18 protein-coding genes and 2 pseudogenes are annotated in these 19,648 nt (G+C 44.9%); 7 read left to right on the forward strand and 13 right to left on the reverse strand.

Annotated features, from left to right (window positions below; all coding sequences use genetic code 11):
* The first annotated feature begins 129 nt into the window (after nucleotides 1-129).
* Together uxuA and L6442_RS28195 are read left to right on the forward strand one after the other, a co-directional pair.
* Nucleotides 130-1,218 carry a mannonate dehydratase gene (gene uxuA, locus L6442_RS28190; protein WP_212978187.1) on the forward strand — a complete coding sequence of 363 codons (1,089 nt, stop codon included), beginning with the start codon at nucleotides 130-132 and terminating at the stop codon, nucleotides 1,216-1,218.
* Nucleotides 1,215-2,075: an SDR family oxidoreductase gene (locus L6442_RS28195; protein ID WP_237100109.1), complete on the forward strand. Its 861-nt coding sequence runs from the start codon at nucleotides 1,215-1,217 to the stop codon at nucleotides 2,073-2,075. The genes uxuA and L6442_RS28195 overlap by 4 nt, the downstream gene beginning before the upstream one ends.
* Nucleotides 2,076-2,236: 161 nt before the next feature.
* Here the strand turns inward: L6442_RS28195 and pulA are convergent, their stop codons facing one another.
* Nucleotides 2,237-4,195 (reverse strand): type I pullulanase, encoded by a 1,959-nt coding sequence (gene pulA, locus L6442_RS28200; protein ID WP_212978188.1) that lies wholly within the window; start codon nucleotides 4,193-4,195, stop codon nucleotides 2,237-2,239.
* Between the two features lie 330 nt (nucleotides 4,196-4,525).
* Here pulA and L6442_RS28205 point away from each other — a divergent pair, with 330 nt between their 5' ends.
* From L6442_RS28205 to L6442_RS28225, 5 genes are all read left to right on the forward strand, one after another.
* Complete coding sequence (locus L6442_RS28205) at nucleotides 4,526-5,845, forward strand: YheC/YheD family endospore coat-associated protein (RefSeq protein ID WP_212978189.1); 1,320 nt, start codon at nucleotides 4,526-4,528, stop codon at nucleotides 5,843-5,845.
* A 92-nt stretch (nucleotides 5,846-5,937) separates the two neighbouring features.
* On the forward strand, nucleotides 5,938-7,131 hold the full coding sequence (locus tag L6442_RS28210) for a beta-propeller fold lactonase family protein (protein WP_212978190.1): 1,194 nt from the start codon (nucleotides 5,938-5,940) through the stop codon (nucleotides 7,129-7,131).
* 197 nt (nucleotides 7,132-7,328) lie between these two features.
* Nucleotides 7,329-8,408, forward strand: coding sequence for a tetratricopeptide repeat-containing glycosyltransferase family 2 protein (locus L6442_RS28215; RefSeq protein WP_212978191.1), 1,080 nt, complete (start codon nucleotides 7,329-7,331; stop codon nucleotides 8,406-8,408).
* Between the two features lie 23 nt (nucleotides 8,409-8,431).
* On the forward strand, nucleotides 8,432-9,322 hold the full coding sequence (locus tag L6442_RS28220) for a glycosyltransferase family 2 protein (protein ID WP_212978192.1): 891 nt from the start codon (nucleotides 8,432-8,434) through the stop codon (nucleotides 9,320-9,322).
* Nucleotides 9,323-9,347: 25 nt separating this feature from the next.
* Nucleotides 9,348-10,058, forward strand: a complete 711-nt coding sequence (locus L6442_RS28225; RefSeq protein WP_212978193.1) for a glycosyltransferase — start codon at nucleotides 9,348-9,350, stop codon at nucleotides 10,056-10,058.
* 128 nt (nucleotides 10,059-10,186) lie between these two features.
* Here L6442_RS28225 and L6442_RS28230 read toward each other — a convergent pair.
* From L6442_RS28230 to L6442_RS28280, 12 genes and pseudogenes are all read right to left on the reverse strand, one after another.
* A pseudogene (locus tag L6442_RS28230) lies at nucleotides 10,187-10,471 on the reverse strand (hypothetical protein); the annotation flags it as partial.
* Nucleotides 10,444-10,659, reverse strand: coding sequence for an IS66 family insertion sequence element accessory protein TnpA (tnpA, locus tag L6442_RS33205; RefSeq protein ID WP_416003419.1), 216 nt, complete (start codon nucleotides 10,657-10,659; stop codon nucleotides 10,444-10,446). The gene tnpA and the pseudogene L6442_RS28230, both read right to left, overlap by 28 nt.
* Nucleotides 10,660-11,039: 380 nt before the next feature.
* On the reverse strand, nucleotides 11,040-11,783 hold the full coding sequence (locus L6442_RS28235; protein ID WP_212978194.1) for a hypothetical protein: 744 nt from the start codon (nucleotides 11,781-11,783) through the stop codon (nucleotides 11,040-11,042).
* A 900-nt stretch (nucleotides 11,784-12,683) separates the two neighbouring features.
* Complete coding sequence (locus L6442_RS28240) at nucleotides 12,684-13,094, reverse strand: hypothetical protein (RefSeq protein WP_212978195.1); 411 nt, start codon at nucleotides 13,092-13,094, stop codon at nucleotides 12,684-12,686.
* Between the two features lie 567 nt (nucleotides 13,095-13,661).
* The gene (locus tag L6442_RS28245) at nucleotides 13,662-14,000 is read right to left on the reverse strand and encodes a hypothetical protein (protein WP_212978196.1); all 339 of its coding nucleotides are present in this window, start codon (nucleotides 13,998-14,000) and stop codon (nucleotides 13,662-13,664) included.
* Nucleotides 14,001-14,021: 21 nt separating this feature from the next.
* Nucleotides 14,022-14,684, reverse strand: a complete 663-nt coding sequence (locus L6442_RS28250) for a hypothetical protein (RefSeq protein WP_212978197.1) — start codon at nucleotides 14,682-14,684, stop codon at nucleotides 14,022-14,024.
* 111 nt (nucleotides 14,685-14,795) lie between these two features.
* On the reverse strand, nucleotides 14,796-14,981 hold the full coding sequence (locus L6442_RS28255) for a hypothetical protein (protein WP_212978198.1): 186 nt from the start codon (nucleotides 14,979-14,981) through the stop codon (nucleotides 14,796-14,798).
* A gap of 123 nt (nucleotides 14,982-15,104) precedes the next feature.
* Entirely contained in the window at nucleotides 15,105-15,413 is a 309-nt protein-coding gene (locus L6442_RS28260; RefSeq protein WP_212978199.1) for a hypothetical protein, read from the reverse strand.
* A 13-nt stretch (nucleotides 15,414-15,426) separates the two neighbouring features.
* On the reverse strand, nucleotides 15,427-16,353 hold the full coding sequence (locus L6442_RS28265) for an RNase A-like domain-containing protein (protein WP_212978200.1): 927 nt from the start codon (nucleotides 16,351-16,353) through the stop codon (nucleotides 15,427-15,429).
* Nucleotides 16,354-16,833: 480 nt separating this feature from the next.
* A complete protein-coding gene (locus L6442_RS28270) occupies nucleotides 16,834-17,256 on the reverse strand; it encodes a hypothetical protein (protein WP_212978201.1) in 423 nt (140 codons plus the stop codon).
* A gap of 12 nt (nucleotides 17,257-17,268) precedes the next feature.
* Nucleotides 17,269-18,402: an EndoU domain-containing protein gene (locus L6442_RS33000; protein WP_373871802.1), complete on the reverse strand. Its 1,134-nt coding sequence runs from the start codon at nucleotides 18,400-18,402 to the stop codon at nucleotides 17,269-17,271.
* 59 nt (nucleotides 18,403-18,461) lie between these two features.
* Nucleotides 18,462-19,383 (reverse strand): annotated as a pseudogene (locus tag L6442_RS28280) (contractile injection system protein, VgrG/Pvc8 family); the annotation flags it as partial.
* Nucleotides 19,384-19,648: the final 265 nt, after the last annotated feature.

The following is a 19,648-nucleotide window of genomic DNA, read 5'->3' on the forward strand; positions in this document are numbered from 1 at the left end:
CGATATGAGGATGCAAGATCACCGAAGTTTATACTTATATCTTAAAAATGAAATTTCGCCCGATGACCGGACGGCCGGCTGATTTTGACGGACGTCCCAATGTTCATTACATGATAAGGCGGTGAAGGAATGCGTATGGTATTCCGCTGGTTCGGCGAAGGAAATGACACCGTTTCGCTCGGCCAGATCAAACAAATTCCCGGCGTTGAAGGCATTGTTTGGGCGCTGCATGATATTCCGGCAGGAGAAGCATGGCCCATGGAGAGAATCCGGGAGGTTCACAATCAGGCGGCAAAATTCAATCTCCACCTCGATGTGGTCGAAAGCGTCAATGTACATGAAGACATCAAGCTTGGCCTTTCGACCCGCGACCAGTATATCCAAAACTACATCACCACGATGGAACGCTTGGCACAGGTAGGCGTTAAAGTCATCTGCTATAATTTCATGCCTGTTTTTGATTGGACTCGTACGGAGCTGCATAAAAAGATGAACGACGGCTCAACTGCTCTCTTTTTCGAAAAATCGCGAATCGACGGAATCGATCCGTTTACGTTTGTGGAGCAAATCAACCAAAACAGCACGCTGACCATGCCGGGCTGGGAACCTGAGCGGCTTTCGCATTTGACCTCCCTGTTCGAGGCGTATAAGGACGTATCGTCGGAAGATCTTTGGGGACATCTCGCCTATTTCCTGAAAGCCGTCGTACCGGCTGCGGAGCGGTTAGGCATCCAAATGGCAATTCATCCGGATGATCCGCCATGGCCGATCTTTGGCCTGCCCCGCATCATGACCAGCCAGGAAAACCTGCGCCGATTGCTTGCATTGGTCGACAGCCCTTCGAACGGGATCACATTATGCAGCGGCTCGCTTGGCGCTAACCCGGACAATGACATCATTGCCATGATTCATGAATTCCATGACCGGATTCCGTTTGCCCATATCCGCAACGTCCGCGTCTACGATAACGGCGATTTCATCGAAACCTCCCACCGTACCCAGGACGGCACCGTTGATATCACCGGCATCGTCAAAGCGTACCATGACCATAGCTTCAGCGGATACGCAAGACCCGACCATGGCCGCCATCTGTGGGGCGAAGAATGCAGACCGGGATACGGCCTTTATGACCGCGCACTCGGCATCATGTACCTGTGGGGTCTGTGGGATGCCCTGGAGCGGATCCAGCCTATGGACAGAAAAGAGGGAATCGTATGAATGCACATATGCTGCCCACTCATCCTGCGCTGCAGGGGAAAATCGCCGTCATCACTGGCGGTGCGGGCGTTCTCTGCAGCGCGATGGCACTAGAGCTTGGACGTCAGGGAGCAAACATCGCAATTCTGAACAGAACGCTCGAAAAAGGGGAACGCGTCGCCGAGGAAATCCGTGCAGCCGGTGGTTCGGCTGCTGCCATCGCCTGTGACGTCACCGATAAAGACAGCGTTGCCGCAGCCGAAGAACAGGTCCGCACATTGTTTGGCGGCTGTGACATATTGATTAATGGGGCCGGGGGCAACCATCCAAGCGCGAACACCACAAATGAGGTCTATTATGCGGGGGATGAAGCCCTCCCGGATATCACATCGTTTTTTGATGTCAGCGTGCAGGGTTTCCGCAATGTGATGGATTTGAATTTTATCGGTACCTTTCTGCCTACGCAAATTTTCGCCAAAAACATGGTCGGACGTCCGGGAGCTGCCATCCTCAATATTTCATCTATGAGCTCGGTTAGCCCGATGACAAAAGTGCCCGCCTACAGTGCGGCCAAAGCGGCCATTAACAATTTTACGCAGTGGCTGGCCGTACATCTGGCCGAATCGGGTATCCGCGTCAATGCGATGGCGCCGGGATTCTTCCTTACGGAGCAAAACCGCAACCTGCTGACCAACCCGGACGGTTCGCTTACCGAGCGCTCCAATAAAATCATCACCCATACTCCGATGCGCCGATTCGGCGTGCCGGAGGATTTGCTGGGAACCTTGCTTTGGCTTGTAGATGATACAACTTCCGGGTTCGTTACAGGCACGGTGATTCCGGTAGATGGCGGATTCATGGCTTATTCCGGCGTCTAAACTATAAAATAACCCCACAAAGTGGAGCCTATGCTTCGATGCTTATTCCAAATACTTTGCGGGGACCCCCAAAAAAACTTATAAATTCTATACTGCTAAAAAAGGGTGTCCCCTTCGTCTAAGACGTTGGAGCCACCCTTTTGTTTGGTTTAAAAATCATATTATGACTGTACTTCCAATACGATCATGCCGATTCCCGAAGCCTTTATTTGATCGGCCTGCAATTCTTCCACCTGCTCCTCTCCAAACAAAACGCTCCATGTTCCGAGTGCAGGCAGTTTAAGCGTGGTATCCCCCGCCTTGGCATGATACAGCACATATAAATGCTTCGACGCGTCGTCCCCGGCATGATCCCGGAGCGTATAAGCCACGCAGCAAGCCGGTGCCTCCTCGAAGATCAGATGCTTTTTGATTTGGGCCGAGGTGCGCAAACGGAACGCCGGATGTTCCTTACGGAGCTGGATCAGACGCTGCATGTACTTCACGTCGCCAATATGGGCCGCGCAGCGTTCCCAATCCAGCCAATTGATCTCGTCCGGAGATTTATAGCTGTTTTCCTCACCATTTTTAGTGCGCATAAATTCTTGCCCGGCATGTATAAACGGGATGCCCTGGCTTGTCAGAACGATAGCCGAGCCTAGGCGATGCATACTTCTGCGTGCTTCGTCCGTCGCTTCTTCCGTTGACAGCACTAGTTTGTCCCACATCGTATGATTGTCATGGCATTCCACATAGTTCACGTTTTGAACCGGCTCGATCGCAAACTGCCGAAGTTTGGAATCGTATTCGATCCCCCCGGCGACACCCATGCGGACATCCTGTTCAAACCCGCTGGCACCGCTGATAAAACCTTTGTCCGGATAGATGAAAATGCTGCCCTTAACCGCATCCCGGAGTCCATCGTTAAAATGGCCGATGCGAGGCATCCGTGCGGCATTGATCTGGCATGCCCGCTTCTCCTCCGGCAGCACGGTATCCATATTCCAGCCTTCACCGATCATCAGGATGCTTGGATCCACTTCATCCAACCGGCGCCGAATTTCATTCAACGTTTCGACATCCATGAGTCCCATCAAATCAAACCGGAAACCGTCGATATGATATTCCTTAACCCAATGCAGGACGGAATCCACAATGAACTTCCGGGCCATCTTCCGTTCCGAAGCAAACTCATTGCCGCAGAAGGAACCGTTCGACAGCGATCCGTCCTCCTTATACCGAAAATAATACCCGGGAACCAGCTTGTTGAAATTCACCAGATACCAGTCATAAACATGGTTGTATACAACGTCCATAATGACGCGCAAGTCTTGATCATGCAGCGTTTGGATCATTTGCTTCAACTCTTTGATCCGCACGGTTGGCTCATATGGATCGGTGGAATACGAACCTTCCGGCACATTATAATTTTTCGGATCATATCCCCAATTGTATTGCGGAATGTCCAGCTTAGACTCATCCACGCTTTCGGTAGAATAGTCAAACATAGGCAGCAATTGAACATGCGTAACGCCAAGGCTGCGGATATGATCAAGCCCTGTCGGAATATTTTTCGGTCCTTTGGTCCCTCCTTCGGCCAGCCCGATAAATTCCCCCGGATGGGAAACGCCGCTGCTTGGATGAATGGACAAGTCCCGCAAATGCAGTTCGTAAATGACCGCATCCACAGGGGATTCCAAGGATGGCTTATCGTCTGTCCAATAGTCCGGGTTCGTTTCCGCCAGATCCACAATCGCGCCCCGGTCACCGTTAACGCCAACAGCTTTGGCGTAAGGGTCCACCGCCTCATTCCACTGTTCTCCGACTTTTACCTTATAGGTATAACCGATGCCTTTGTTATCTCCTTCAAGATGAAACGTCCAGGTTCCCCCCTGATCCCGTTTCATCTCCATTTCCTCCGCGAATGTGCTCGTCCAGTCCGGATAAAGCAATACCTTCGCTTCCGAAGCTGTCGGCGCCCATAGGCGGAATGTCGTTGCCTCCGGCGTATAATGTACGCCAAGGTCGTCTCCTTCATAGGCAAAATGAGAATCGAATTCCGGATCAAACACGGAAATGCCGTTTGTGACCGCCGGTTCCCCGTAGTCTACCACAACACGATGTTCTTTTTGTACAGACAATTCTGCCACTCCCCATTGCTATATTAACGACGTTCGCCTATGTGCGCGATTTTACTAGCAAACAGCCGGCTCTTTTGATGACAAACGCCTAAAACGCTCGGTCCGCTGTGGTTTTTTATTGATCTTCAGCCGACCATCCTTCAAGAATACCGTCAGTTTTCATTCTTTTCAAGGGTCAGGTTCACATGTTATAGAAAGTTGATGAACCTGACCACCGGATTTGTACTAGAGCCTATCAAAATATTGACATTCGTCCATACCATCGTAATCGCATGATGTCATACATTAGTATAGGTGAATTATACAAACGAACGAATGGGGGGGAGAGAATTGTTTATTCAATGGATTCCTGAACTGAAACCGGATCACATCCGCCTATCGCCGAAGTGGTTTGTGCTCCGGACCATCCCATCATCTTTATGGCTTCATTTCGGAGCCTGGAAGAAAGAATTTATATTGAAAATAAATGATCATTTGCCGCAATCCATAGTAGAATTGCCTAAAGCTATGATGAATCATTTTACGATACCTGCTGATCTGCCTTACGAAATCTATTTGGAAGGAAACCATCTTCATATCGGTCCAGTCATCGCGCTGTTATTGGCCAAACGGAACCATCTGACACCTGAATATCTTGAAAAACACCGGGGATACCTCATAAATTATAGAATGATTAAGGGACTTATTTACATCTGTTCATTGAATGGCATAAACCCCAAAAATCAAACGGTGGAGGGATTCTACTTCGATCCGAATGCAAAAGGAAAAGAACAGTGGAAAAAAGGAATTTTCCCTTATCCCGGTGCAGTCTTCAGAAGAATCCGAGTATATAAAAACGCTCATTACGACCATCTGATCACACATATCGAACGGAAGATTTTCAATCCGCATTTTCTGGATAAGTCGAAGCTGTGGGACTCCTTATCTCCGGATCCTATATTAGTAAAGTATCTGCCTCATACCAAACCATTAAATCATCTGCAAGATTTAAACGAGATGTTGGACTTATACGGGCAGGTCTATTTAAAACCGGCTAACAGTTATATGGGCAAAGGAATCAGCACAGTCAAAAAGATGCGTAACGGATACCTGTTTACGAATCGGCATAAGGAAAAAACCATGATCAGATCCTTCCGCCAAGCTTCCTCTTTCCTTCGGTATTTGAAAAAGGGGAGAAAGTATTTGATTCAACAATCCGTCGCATTGACGTTTAATAATAGGAACGTAGATTTTAGGGTTATCCTGCAAAAAGACGAAAGCCAACATTGGGACTGTTCGGGAATCATAGCACGCTTCGGCAGGTCCGGAAGATTCTATACGAATGACGTAAGTTCCATTGGTCTGGGCAAAGACGCCCTGAGAACCATCTTTCATCTGGATGAGGAAGCAGCAGCCGAGAAAGAAAAAGAAATCATATCGATTTGTACGGAAGTCTGCCGTAGATTGGATACCATATACGGGCCTTCCGGCGATATGGGGATCGATGTGGCGGTAGATCAAAACCTCAGAGTATGGATTCTGGAAATCAACAGTCTTCAACATCATAAAATGGCAGCCTATTTAATAGATGATCCTCATATGTATGCCAGGGTCATGTCAAGACCTTTGGAATACGCGAAAGCTCTTGCTGGTTTTCGGGGGAATGCATAAGATGGGTGCAGGATTGGGCAACTACCGTGCCATTCGGATTCTGGGTGAATATGTATAGGACATATGACTGAATAAAAGGGGGAGCCCTTATTATGGGAATTCGTATTAAAAAACCGAAAGTACCGCCGACGCCGCCACCGACTCCTACACCTACGCCATCACCCACAGTGAAACCAACTTCTCCACCGGCACCCGCACCCGCTCCAGCACCTACCCTAGCACCAACACCCGCTCCAACAATAGCGCCGACTCCTACACCTACGCCCACTCTATCTCCAATTCCGACGCCAACGCCAACAGCGACACCTACGCCAACGCCAACACCTACACCTACGCCGACACCGACTCCAACACCGACTCCAAAGCCTACTACGACCCCAGGCGGCGGCCGCATTTATGTGACAAATAATGCAAGCAACAATGTGTCGGTCATTGACGGGGCCACGAATACGGTCATAGCGACCATCACCTCCGGCATGAACCCTTTTGGCGTAGCGGCTAACCAGACAACCAACCGCATTTATGTGGCCAATAATGCAAGCAACAACGTGTCGGTCATTGACGGGGCCACGAATACAGTCATAGCTACCGTCACGGTTGGAACGGCTCCAGACTCCGGAGTTGCAGTAAATGCGACAACCAACCGCATTTATGTTTCGAATTTCACCAGCAACAACGTGTCGGTCATTGACGGGGCCACGAACACGGTCATAGCTACCGTCGCCGTAGGCACACGTCCGGAAGGCATCGGGATAAATCCGACAACCAACCGAATCTATGTGGCAATTGAAGGCAATAACATTGTCTCGGTCATTGACGGGACCACCAATGCCATCATAGCTACTATTCCCGTCGGTGCGGGACCTGAAAGCGTAGCAGTGAACCCTACAACCAACCGAATCTATGTATCAAACGCCAATGAATTTGGAGCCCCTCCAGGTAACACCGTATCCGTGATCGACGGTACCACCAATACCGTTATAGCCACGGTCACGGTCGGTTCGGGACCTGAAGGCGTGGCTATAAACCCTATAACCAACCGGATCTATGTAGTGAATAACTTTACAAATGACGTTTCAGTGATTGACGGGGCTACGAATACCGTTATAGCTACGATCCCAAAAGGCGTTGGTGGAGAAGCTATTGCGGTGAACCCGGCAACGAACCGCATCTATGCACCAAATGCTTTTGATGTTACCGTCACCGTAATTGACGGGGCTACCAACACCGTTATCGCCACCGTCACCGTTGGCACTAGTCCATCAGGCGCAGCGGTGATATCTTAGCCATAGTTCAACAGTCTCTTCGTTAACGTAGACAAAGTTCAAAGGATTTTTATTACGGGGAAAGCAATAGAGCTAGATCATCTTTTGGTATATTGCTTTCCCTTGCTTATTTAGTCAACGTTTAGCCGAAGTGTCGGTTTGAAAACGTAATGCATATACTTTAGGCGAATACGAAGCAAAACTAAAGAGGTGCTCTTATGATTACCATCAGTTTATGCATGATTGTGAAAAATGAACAGGACACTCTGGAAAGATGTTTGAAATCGGTCCAAGACATCGCCGATGAAATCGTCATTGTAGATACAGGTTCAACGGATCAGACCAAGAAAATAGCGGAACGGTTTACGCCGCATGTCGTCGACTTCGAATGGATTGATGACTTTGCAGCGGCGCGCAACTTCTCCTTCGCCCAAGCGACGATGGACTATATCCTATGGCTTGATGCCGATGATGTGCTTTTAACGGAAGATCGTCAAAAATTACTCCAATTGAAACAATCACTCAATCCCCTAGTAGATGCCGTCTCCATGAACTATCATTGCGCCTTCGACGATCACGGCAACGTAACGCTGAATGTGCGGCGAATCAGGCTGGTCAAACGATCGAACAAATATCAATGGCAGGGTGCTGTTCATGAAGATTTAGCGGTAAAAGGAATTATTTGCGACAGTGATGTCGTTGTGACACATAAACAAATGCACGGCGCTACTGACCGTAATCTAAAAATTTTTGAAAATCTCCTCCGCCAAGGCAAAAAACTCACCCCTCGTGATCTCCAACATTATGCAAGAGAACTGCACCATCATAAGATGTATGAGAAAGCGATCGAATATTATCTGAAATTCATGGACTTGGATGACGTTACACCGGAAGATAAGATCTTCATATGCGGCAAAATGGCCGATTGTTACTACCAACTTGGAGACCGGGATAAAGAATTGGCAGTTACCCTCAAGTCATTTGAATACGATGTTCCGCGCCCGGAATTTTGCTGCCGCTTAGGTTACCGTTTCCTGGAGAAAGGCGAATTCCATCAGGCGGTGTTCTGGTATAAACTAGCTGCCGATTCCCCCCTCCCGAGCAATTCATGGGCGATCGTGAATCAGCCAAGTCGGACTTGGCTGCCTCATATGCAGCTTGGTCTCTGCTATTATCAATTAGGCGACTATGAGTTGTCTTATCGACATAACGAAATTGCCCATACCTACCGGCCGAACGACGAACAGATCGCAAACAATTTGCGGCTTCTGGAGGAATTGCTAAATCAGACCGTTTAATGCCGTGCGCAGGAGGGGATCGAATGACTGACGAATGTAAACCGCTGGTATCGCTTATTTTCCCTGCTAAGAACGAAGGCGGCAACGTCCGCTCCACCTTGGAGTCCGCCTTGCAAGCGAAAACCGACTACTCTTTTGAAATGATTATTGTAGACGATGGGTCTACAGACGGATGCTGCGATGTAGTTGCATCTTATTCCCATGCCAATATGGGGCGAATCCGGTCGCTCAGAACCGAAGGTATCGGGCTGGCGCAGGCTAAAAACCTTGGTGCAAGACATTCCAAAGGCGAATATCTCATCTTCTGCGATGCTCATCTTTTTTTTGAAGACCTATGGATAGACGGCCTGCTCGAACCGATTCGAACCGGACTAGCCGACGGTACAACCCCAGGAATCGCACCTACCAACTCCCCCGATATCGTGGGATATGGTCAGACCCTGGATAATAATTTGGGGATCCAGTGGAATGGATGGCAAGCTAACCCCTTTCCCTCTGCGGTCATGCCGGGAGGATGTTTTGCCGTTTCACGACACGTTTTCTTCGACATCGGAGGATTTGATCACGGATTTCGGTTATGGGGTTATGAAGATGTGGAGATTTCCTTGAAAATGTGGCTGTTCGGCTACAAGTGTTATGTTCAGCCTAATGTTAAAATACTGCACCTGTTCCGCGAAACCCATCCGTACACCGTCACTTATGATCATATTAACTACAACTTGATGCGAATGGCTTATAGCCATTTTAATGTAGCCCGGATCCTGCAGTGCAACGAATTGATAAAATACTCAGATCCGGATCACATCGAATCCACCGTGCTAGAGAGCAATGTTCTGCGACAGAGACAAGCGTATTTTGCACGCCGGAAATATGACGACAATTGGTATATGCACAATTTTGGAATCCCATTTTAAGCTGCCGTAAATGAAGGGGATGTATATGGATACAGTAAGTGTGGTCATCCCGGCTTATAACCATGAAAAATTTATAGGTGATGCGATAGAAAGCCTGTTTAACCAGACATACCCCCACATTGACATCATCGTCGTCGATGACGGATCAACGGATGGGACGCAGAACATATTGGACCGGTACCGAAATCGCATTACGGCCATCCGGCAATCCAATTCCGGGGTATGCGCTGCCAGAAATGCCGGAATCCGATTGGCCCGGGGACGCTACATCTGTTTTTTGGATTCCGATGACCTTTTCCTGCCCGATAAAATCGAACGCCAGCTGAAGGTTTTTCATAAGAACCCCAAAATCGGCTTGGTGCATACCGGAGCGAACGTCATGTCGAAAGCAATGGACGGCTGGAACCTTTGGTATACGTATACCCCTCCTGTATTTCATTCTCGGGATGAGCAAATCAAAGCATTGCTGGAAGCAAATTATATCGTTTGTTCGACCGTGATGGTCAGGCGCGATTTATTTTCCTTAGCCGGTTTATTTGATACGAGATACCGCCATTACGGGGAAGATTATGACATGTGGCTGCGCTTATTGGCATGGTCTGATTTCAGCTCCATTCCGGAAGTTATGCTTCACTATCGTTGGCATGGAGGGAACCAAAGCAGGTCGGCGGATCAAAAGGCTATTTCTAACATTCGGCAAGAAGCGGCGGCTCGGCTCGTCCCTGCAACGGGATGAGTGGCGAATCATCCGCCACAGCAAAGAGACTGGGGATTATAAGACGAATTTCCGCCAGTCTCTTTTTATGTCGTGCTGTAGGTCCGCTGGAAGCCCGCTTAACGCAGTATCCAAACTTACCCCCTGCTTTATTCTTGAAGTAGTTCGTCAGCCAAATTCCTTTTTGACATATAAATCCCATAGGGAAGGAAAACCGCCAAACTTATCGTTATCAATAATAAAATCATCAGCACTGGCAAAGCAAAATCAAAATGAATCGCGGCAGCCGCATCAATCAGAAATATAGAGCGCGTCACGATCAGTCCTATTACAACTCCAGTTAAAATACCTACAAGCAAATAAAGAAAAACCTGAGTGATGATCATTTTGAGCACGCCATAAGGGGTTACAAAAAAGGTACGAATAATGGCAAACTCTTTGCGCTTTCACGGACAACGAGTAATGCACGGGTGGCAGCATCGGGTCCAGAATTTACAACATAAAGAGGCACCCAGGTAGGCGAAGAGGAAAGAGTGGCAGACGGGGACGTTCGTTTGGATTTGTACAGCCAGTATTTTAACTTGTCGATGGAGCATTGATGGGCGGCGCACCAAGCAGCCATGGTCTCCCACTCGCACGAAATTCAGCGATACGCTCGGCTCATTGATAGTAGTTCTTTCGTAGACATAAAGCCAACCTCCTCGGATAGATTGCCTTTATGTTCTCATGAATTCTTACGTAGTTGAAGGCGGGGTTGAATTTGACGCTTACAGATTTGTGAGCTCTTTTTACCTTTTCAAGATACTTTCGAAATTCAGGTTTATTTTTACTACAAAAGCCATCCGCAAATAAAGTTAAAGAAGCAGACGCCGGTAGAATACCGACGTCTGCTTACAGCCTAGGTATATTTTTCAGTATACTAAATTGGGTGTTGACCATACTTTCGGGCGGGATCATTTATTTAATAGAATGTTAATGTACTAAATGTTCAGAATATTAATATTATGCTGACGCCCAACTATCAACATAATAGTCTACATAATAATACCCATCTGCTTCTAAATAAGCCTGTAAAAATCCTATTTCAGTATACAGTGTGTAATGTTGATTGCTACCAAAATAATTAAGCGTGTAGTCACCTCTTACTCTAGCTGTAGCAGTTTTGTTTCCGGATAGAGATAGATTGTGTGATACCGAAACTCCTACTGAGCCTTTGGTACCACCTGCATCATAAGCATAAATGTCCATCTTACTTCCGATTTGATAATAAGTGTTGAGACATAAGGTTGCAACACCACGCCCAACTTCATAGACATAATCGGTGTTCCATTTTGTTCCTGACATATCATATTCTCTACTATAGTCATTTGTACTAAAGTCTCTTGTTAATTTCTTTGGAGTACTTTCATCAACAATAGGTTTTGTTTTTGTAGTAACTCTAACGAAACTATTATCATCCATAACAAGTAAGACAGTACCGTTAGGTCCTAAACCGCTGTTCTTAAGTTTATCATTAACTTTTTCTGAGTTAAAAGCATCAGTTTTTAAATATTGAGCTACAAATTCAGGATTCTCACTTACGTAATCCTCAGCCAATTTATCATTTCCAGAGAGTTCAGCTTCTAGTAGATCAATTTTGAATTGTTCAAATTCTCCCTGTGATTTATTATTTTCCGAAGCAAAAGCAGGAACGGATAAAGAAAGCAAAAGAATAGTAGATAATAATGAAAGAATAAGTTTCTTCAAATTTAGTTCATCCCCTTATAATAGAATTACATACAATATGGCCATTAATTGTATTATAATTCCATTATATACTATAAAAGTAAAAATTGGAATTGATAATATAATAAAATTTTACATTTTAAGATGAATATACTAAACTTGTTTCTGAAGATAACTATAAGGAGGTACTTTATGTATCGATTGTATGCAAGTATTGATATGTTACCATTACCATTGATAATCTACTCTATTTTTATATTTTTAGTATTTGCTGCTCTTATATCTATTATTATTTTGTGTTGGAAGAATATACTTAAAAAAAAATAGCGGTGAGTTGTATTTAAAGATATCGGTTCTTAGCGCTACTGGGTGTGTTAATGGTGTGTTAATGGTGTGTTAATGCCTACTAACGAGATTCATAACCCTTTCGCTTGTCGGAGAATCTCATAGGCAGAAGAAGCGGTCAAGAAGATCACTTCTTCTGCCTATGAGGCGGAGTCACAAGGCGCCTTACTCATGATTCCAAACGTATAATCTTCTACAACTGCTGTTCACCTGATATAAGCCATATCCGTTGTTCCACACCGGCAAAAGAACTCATAAAAAGGCTCATTCCTTCTCATTGTTCAAGTTGGAATAAGCCTCTGAAAGTTTATCAAATGTTTGAGTTGCTTTGTGTTTGGTTTGTTGGTTGTATTGTAAGGTCTTTACTAGAACTTGTAAATATAGGACCCAATGATCCTTTTATCTTGTACTTGAGCTACTCACTCTTAATAGCTATTCTTCCAGATCCAAAATACTCTTGAAAAAAGCCGAAGTCAAACAGTTTCCCCTGAGATTTCATTTGTTTAAAATCTACCTTTTTTAGCTTTGCTTGCTCTATGCTAGTGCTATTCATAAAATCAAATGGAACAGTCTCTGCTATATAGCAATCAGTTCCGCCGCTGTAACGGTGCTGATTCCGTCCATCGACTCTAGCTTGTAATCGGTCTGTGCCAATACCTGTCGAAGCTGTTCCTCGATTTGCTTGATGAGTTCCCGACTTCTCCGCATGTCCTTGACCATGTTGACGGTGAGGAAGTCTCTGTATTCTTGGAAGTTCCGCTTCGTCTCACCATCCTGCTTCACCAATTCCAGTATTTCTTCTGCCTTACGGGTGGAACATGTGTTATGACTCGCTTCATGTAAATAATCCGCCAGTTCATCTACCCCCACCGTCATCCTGACCCCGTAATAGTGACAGATTCGTTTATGGAACTCATTGAAGAAGTCCCAGTACACGTCTGTAAAGTCAATGACTATACGGTCTATGGATACCGTTACCCCATTCATGTTCCGCCCCCTCCCCGAATTTTTCCATGAATTTCGGGCTTAATTATAGGGCAGGCGGCTAGCCTTATACGTTCCCTGCCTGTTATATGTTAACTGCTCGTCAGCAGAGTTCTTTCTTCGCTGTAACAATCGTTGAAAGGTACAATTAAGTTGCGGACGATATGAAAAAAACTTCGTTTTAGCCGTCCTACTCTTAATAGTGGCGGTATCTATCCGAAAAGATGCGATTTACTGCTATTTCATCCTCCCTATCGGGGCGGCATATTCTACAGTTGCAAATAAATTTGAAAAAAAGGTAAGAAAACGAACATAACAAAAAACAGGTCAATCATGGTGGTATCTGTCCATAATCAACCTGTTTTATGTATCCTAGTAGCGTTATTTAGGTTATATAATTACAGCATTTGATGTGCGTACACCCGAAATGGAGAAATCTTCATACGGGTATTACATGGGTTATATGTGTTATTGGTTGAATGAAGAGTTCGTTCGGCACTGGGTAGCCCCACCAAAGAAAAAACCTTGAAAGGCACGAAGCCAGTCAAGGTTAAGGCTAACAAAAGCAAATTAACAACTTTCGAAATAAAATTTACAATAAAATCCTTTTTTTTCGGAATTATAAGTAATCATATCATACTTAATTGATGTATCAGTACCCTTCCTAATATAAGCCGTGCCCTCCGAATACTCTGTGAATTCTACAAACGTATGGAATACTTTCTTTACTTCCCCTAAACTATAATTTCTGAGCTTCACCATAACACAATATATATCATCGTTAGTACTGATGGAGAAATCTGAAACATTGTCGATTCCTTTAAGACAGTCCCTGAATTCAATCTTCAATCCCACATCAGATTGGTACTGTATATTACTTACCATATCACTAAATGCTAATTTATCCATATTTACATCTTACATCCCTTCTTATTTTTTAGGAATATAGTTCCCTCCATTTGCAGACTGAGGATAAGAGTAGACTGTCACAACTTTGTCGCCCCATTCATTAGTAATAACAGTATTACCTCTCTTATCTTGATATCTCCAAGTAACTGAACCATCCTCGGGGTCTATCTCTTTTACTCTAGTATTCTTGTTATTATTTATTATATTGTCAATTTGTTCTGAACTAAACCCACGTTCATTAGCACGTTCTGCACCATGGCCTGTAAACTCTCGACCTCCCTTTGTTGTATCCCCTGCTTTGATACTGGCAGTATCACCCGTCCCCTTAGTCTCAGGCAACTTCTCATTAGGTTTGCTTGATTTCTGCGAGGAAGGCTTTTTCGGCGTTGGACTATTTGATCCTTCGCTTTTAAACATTTGATAGAGATCCTTGGCACTTTTAACGCTATTCGATCCACCGATAAACGTTACTCCTGCCCCATGTGTCCCTACAACAGTAGATTGTACAATAGCACCCACGCCTATAGGGGCTAATGCTCCCGTAGATGTTACCACGCCACCAAAGACTGCTTCCGTTACAGCAGCACCCATTTCTAATACTCCGGCTACAGTTGTTATGAGGTGTCCGATCAATTCACCTGTTTTGCGCGCCTTCGGATGATTTGATGCGTATTCCTTACTCATGATTCCAAGCGAATAATCTTCTACAACTGCTGTTCCCGCTCCTGATGTAGCTTCTCCGACTACTTCTGCGACATACTTTCCCGCCGCGACTTGGGCTTCCGCATTCTGAAGCTAGGCTTCGCCCAGAATAGCCAGCCACGACCGGGATTGTTCCTGCTTCGGCTGCGGCTGTGGCTGTTCTGCCATGTAACGATCGTAGTTCGCCCTCCAGCGTTGTCTCAGTTCGGATGGAATCTGATGATATGCCTGCTCCAACTCACTAGCAGTCTGGGCCATACGTCGGACATAAGAAGCCATATCTTTTGTTTCGTACGGACAAAAAAAGCCCTTCCTACTCATGGGTCACGTTGGAAAGAGCTTTTGAATGTTTATCAAGTATGCTTGACAAGTTTTAAGTGTTTATATTGGCGATTCTTGTCGTCAAGAAGTACAGTTTGTATTTTCTTCTATATATAATAATTTTTTTTGCAATAGTTCAATCATTTCTTGAGTTTTCTTGATGTTTAAATTCCTTCTACCGTTTAAGTAAACAAAGTCCTTTATTTCACTCCAATTACGTTGTTCACTTATTATATTAATTTCTTGAGATAAGCCTCTGATATACACAGGTAATTCTCGACTTATAAACTCTTCAATCAATTTTTCTAAGTCTGTATAATCCATACTCCAGTTAAAATAACTTTCTATAAAATACTTGAGGTTTTCATATTTCGTTCTTTCACTGCTCATTTGCTTCACTCCTTTAATCAAAAACAGGGTAACCAGTAATAATTCTGTAGCCTGATGTCATAGAAGGATCTTTAACTAGGTAAAGCTGGGATTTAGACAAATTGTTATTCACTTTCTTTGAAGCAGAGTTACCACCATTCTTCACATCAACACCTTTGCCAACAGGATAATTATGCTCTGTTTTAGTAATCAAATAGCCTTTTGAATTTGGATTATCTAACCAATCGGAAATTTGATCTGCATTCTTTCTAATATTTTCTTGTGTGGCTTTTAAAGCAGTACTTTTATTACTAAAGGTGGTTGAGGGTACTCCTTCTTGAGCAGCTCGTTTAAGCAACTCTTCATTCGTCTTTCCAACATGTTTTTCAAGTAAGTGACCACCTTTTGCCTCCATTTCATCCAAGATTTCATTATTAAGATTTTTTCGTATACTGTCAGCGCTAGTTTTACTTGAGGCTTTTCCCGGTGTGCCTTCGCTTTTAAACATTTGATAGAGATCCTTGGCACTTTTAACGCTATTCGATCCACCGATAAACGTTACTCCTGCCCCATGTGTCCCTACAACAGTAGATTGTACAATAGCACCCACGCCTATAGGGGCTAATGCTCCCGTAGATGTTACCACGCCACCAAAGACTGCTTCCGTTGCAGCAGCACCTATTTCTAATACTCCGGCTACAGTTGTTATGAGGTGTCCGATCAATTCACCTGTTTTGCGCGCCTTCGGATGATTTGATGCGTATTCCTTACTCATGATTCCAAGCGAATAATCTTCTACAACTGCTGTTCCCGCTCCTGATGTAGCTTCTCCGACTACTTCTGCGACATACTTTCCCGCCGCGGCTTGGGCTTCCGCATTCAGAAGCTGGGCTTCGCCCAGAATAGCCAGCCACGACCGGGATTGTTCCTGCTTCGGCTGCGGCTGTGGCTGTTCTGCCATGTAACGATCGTAGTTCGCCCTCCAGCGTTGTCTCAGTTCGATGGAATCTGATGATATGCCTGCTCCAACTCATTAGCAGTCTGGGCCATACGTCGGACATAAGAAGCCATATCTTTTGTTTTTATACGGGCAAAAAAGCCCATTCCTACTAATGATTCAAGTTGGAAAGAGCTTTTGAAAGATTTATCAAGTGTTTGAATTGTTTAGTGTTTGGTTGGTTTACTCAACTCAGTGTGGAATTTTCACAAATTTAAAACAGCCATTATCTTGTCCATAAGTAAATGTACTTGGTCTTCCGATCCGGATTTTTACCAATAAATCCCGCGCAAATTTCTTTCAAACAATTATAGAAATCGGAACTGTTTATAATGATTTCGTTATATGAAGCAGTGTTAATAAATATCATTATAAGTCAATTAGAAAAAACTAAGTTTTGCAGCCTATTGTTATGAAAATTTAACAAATCATATATTATCATCTCTATTGTAATTTATTAAGAAACTCCCTACATATTCTACCCGACATATTATCAATTGATGCCATTTTTCTCAATTTCTTCATAAGTTCATTGTTATTTATTATACATTCTTTATTATTATCATTAATTAAAAATCTTAAAGAATCAATACACATTTCAAATAGTTCTTTGTCTGTTGTTTCAATAAGTGATAATATTATATTAATTTCTCTTGCATCATTTTCTTCTTCAAAGCAATACACTACTCTTTTTTGCCACTCTAACGATTTATCCATTATATTTTTTCCAAGCAACTCCCAATCTATTTCGGAAAATTTCTCCAACAAGATCATCGCATCATTTACTCCAACATCATACCAATAATCATCTGAAGCATTCTCTCCAGACATTTCAGTTATTAATTTGTCAAATTCTTCATATTTCATAAATTGCCTCCACTAATTTATTGGTTCAAATCCTGGCGTTGGTTTACCTCCCACCGGATATCCAGCAGTAATGTTATTGCCTTCTTTAATAACATCTATTTCAACACCATCTACAGTACCGCTATGCAAAGTTGTAGTTCCCCCATCTGAAGTACGACTTCCAACTGCTGGCGTATCGCTAATTTTTTTTATAGAGCTTATAATTTTCTCATCACTCCATGAATCAGGAAATACTGTGCTTTTTTTAAGCTTTGCGAGAGTTCCATCTGGAAACTGATGATAAAATTGAACAAATTTAGTTCCATCTGGATTCTCCCTGAGGACTTCTACTGCATAATTAGGATTTGCATCATTTACTACATTAGGCGAATGCCCCCCTCTAAGTCCATTTTTACCTGGTATTCTCTCTCCCCCTAATATTTTTTGCTCCATCTCTGGTGTTAAGTAAGATTCACTAGCTTTACCCGTCCCCTCAGGAGACTTGCTCGAATTCGTTGATTTAGGCGGCTCCTTAGATCTGCTTGAATTCGCCTCGTTTACACCCGAGCCACCTTTGTCGCTGGATTTTACTGGTGGCTTCTCTGAAATAGGTGGTTGCTTAGGCTTAACAGATGGCTCTCCGACCGACTTCATACCGACACGAAATCCTACAATTCCATAGATTGTCTCCTCGATTAAATCGCCCAGACCTGTCCTTTCCATATAATCTCCGGATTTCTGCCCGATAACCCCCCGATTGTACCTGCTTATGAGTGCATCCAATTTTTCTTTATCCAACTCGATAGTATTGCTTGAGTCAACCCCCATCGCTACCAAACCATCTTCAATCGCGTTGAGAGTTTTTTCATCCCATACTTGCGTCCGCTTTACGTTGACGATACGCTGAAGGGCAGCCATTTTATTAGGGTCTTTAATATCATACAGTGATAGTTTACCATGTATCGAAATTTCGGTGCGTAGTGCTTGTTCAGCTTGCTTTAGCTTATCTTCATCTTGCCACCAGTTGGCTGTAAAATAATCTGCTTGATTCCAAAATGAAGTATACTCATTTGTCTTGCCTTTTGCCTGAATACGTTGTTCTTCCTTATAATCTCGGTGCCATTTTTCCCGAATGTTCTTAGGAACCTGCTGATACACATGAGCCATCCCATTCGACTCGATTACCAGGTTTTGAACCAGTTCCAATAGACCGCCAGAACTTGCCACATGACGCGCACTTGTAAAAACCTTCCCCAGCAGCCATTTTCTATAATAGGCATCTTTGGCTTTTTCGTGCTCATAATGACTGATGAGTCCTTGCAGTGCCAAACCGGCCAAATATTTCAGTGGATGTAAACCACCGTTTGCGCCTCCGCCTCCAGCACGACTCGTTCCTGTACTGCGAACCGGAATAGCTGCGCCCACCATTAGACTCGCACTCGCTGCCGCAAGTCCGCCTAATGTTGCTCCAACCATTGCTCCTACCACCGGAATGGAACCTAATAGCTTAGACGTCGTACTCAGCAATCCATCGGCTTGTTTTTGATCCGCCGGGCTCGTGATTTTCGCGGTCGGAGTGCTGCTTGACTGAGTTTTGGCCGCTGCTGCGGCTTGTGCTGCTTCATAGTCTTTGATGTTCATCAGCGGCGGCTCCGGCACGGGAGGAAGATCCATGACGAACACCGGAGCCTTCACCGTGCCCTCTTGATCAACCACCGGGGCCTTGATATCCGTCTCACCATCCAGTACCATGCTGCTGGCTCCGCCTCTGAGATACAATGAACTTCCCGCTTTAAGCGACAGTTCCTCACCTGCATCCAGCATCACGTGACCGCCTTGAATCTGCACATCTCCCGGGCTGCTGACAGTAATGCCGCTCCCATCATGGAGTGTAATTGAAAATGCTCCCGAGGTAGACAGGATCAGTTCTTGCCCAGACATGTCTACGCCGCTTCCTTGCGCATGTCTCCATGCTTTGACGTCTGGCTGCCCCGTCGTGTGGCGATGCTGCCGCTGCGAGTCCGTGACATAAGCTTCATGTTCCCGGCTCGTCGGCAAGTAAAGCTCCACCCGCTCTCCAGCCTCCGGCATATCATACCAACCACTATGTTCTTCCGCTACGTAGTGAGTTGCCACCGGGAACCAGCATCAAGCTGTCGTAATTATGCAGCGTCATCTACTGCGGCTCCATCTTCAGCATCTGGTTTACGTGCGTCACGCGATTCCAGTTCTCGCAAATGCTGTTGTGCATCGCTTAGCTACTTCGGCAACTCTCTTCTTGTTGATGGTTTGTATCGCCTAGATCTACATCATGCTGCCATTATGTAATCTTGGCAGTGTGTCTACGTCAGGATCCAACCTATCAAGTCCCGTACGTTTCCCTACTACCTGCACCGCTTCGCTACACCCGCAT

It is taken from the genome of Paenibacillus azoreducens, from assembly GCF_021654775.1.
Taxonomy (GTDB): Bacteria; Bacillota; Bacilli; order Paenibacillales; family Paenibacillaceae; genus Paenibacillus_AQ; species Paenibacillus_AQ azoreducens.

Coding starts and splice junctions, on each gene's coding strand:
- uxuA (WP_212978187.1), top strand. CDS start 130: ATGCGTATGGTATTCCGCTGGTTCGGCGAAGGAAATGACACCGTTTCG.
- L6442_RS28195 (WP_237100109.1), top strand. CDS start 1,215: ATGAATGCACATATGCTGCCCACTCATCCTGCGCTGCAGGGGAAAATC.
- L6442_RS28210 (WP_212978190.1), top strand. CDS start 5,938: ATGGGAATTCGTATTAAAAAACCGAAAGTACCGCCGACGCCGCCACCG.
- L6442_RS28215 (WP_212978191.1), top strand. CDS start 7,329: ATGATTACCATCAGTTTATGCATGATTGTGAAAAATGAACAGGACACT.
- L6442_RS28220 (WP_212978192.1), top strand. CDS start 8,432: ATGACTGACGAATGTAAACCGCTGGTATCGCTTATTTTCCCTGCTAAG.
- L6442_RS28225 (WP_212978193.1), top strand. CDS start 9,348: ATGGATACAGTAAGTGTGGTCATCCCGGCTTATAACCATGAAAAATTT.
- tnpA (WP_416003419.1), bottom strand. CDS start 10,659: ATGGCTGCTTGGTGCGCCGCCCATCAATGCTCCATCGACAAGTTAAAA.
- L6442_RS28240 (WP_212978195.1), bottom strand. CDS start 13,094: ATGAATGGGGTAACGGTATCCATAGACCGTATAGTCATTGACTTTACA.
- L6442_RS28245 (WP_212978196.1), bottom strand. CDS start 14,000: ATGGATAAATTAGCATTTAGTGATATGGTAAGTAATATACAGTACCAA.
- L6442_RS28250 (WP_212978197.1), bottom strand. CDS start 14,684: ATGAGTAAGGAATACGCATCAAATCATCCGAAGGCGCGCAAAACAGGT.
- L6442_RS28255 (WP_212978198.1), bottom strand. CDS start 14,981: ATGGCTTCTTATGTCCGACGTATGGCCCAGACTGCTAGTGAGTTGGAG.
- L6442_RS28260 (WP_212978199.1), bottom strand. CDS start 15,413: ATGAGCAGTGAAAGAACGAAATATGAAAACCTCAAGTATTTTATAGAA.
- L6442_RS28265 (WP_212978200.1), bottom strand. CDS start 16,353: ATGGCAGAACAGCCACAGCCGCAGCCGAAGCAGGAACAATCCCGGTCG.
- L6442_RS28270 (WP_212978201.1), bottom strand. CDS start 17,256: ATGAAATATGAAGAATTTGACAAATTAATAACTGAAATGTCTGGAGAG.
- L6442_RS33000 (WP_373871802.1), bottom strand. CDS start 18,402: ATGGCTCATGTGTATCAGCAGGTTCCTAAGAACATTCGGGAAAAATGG.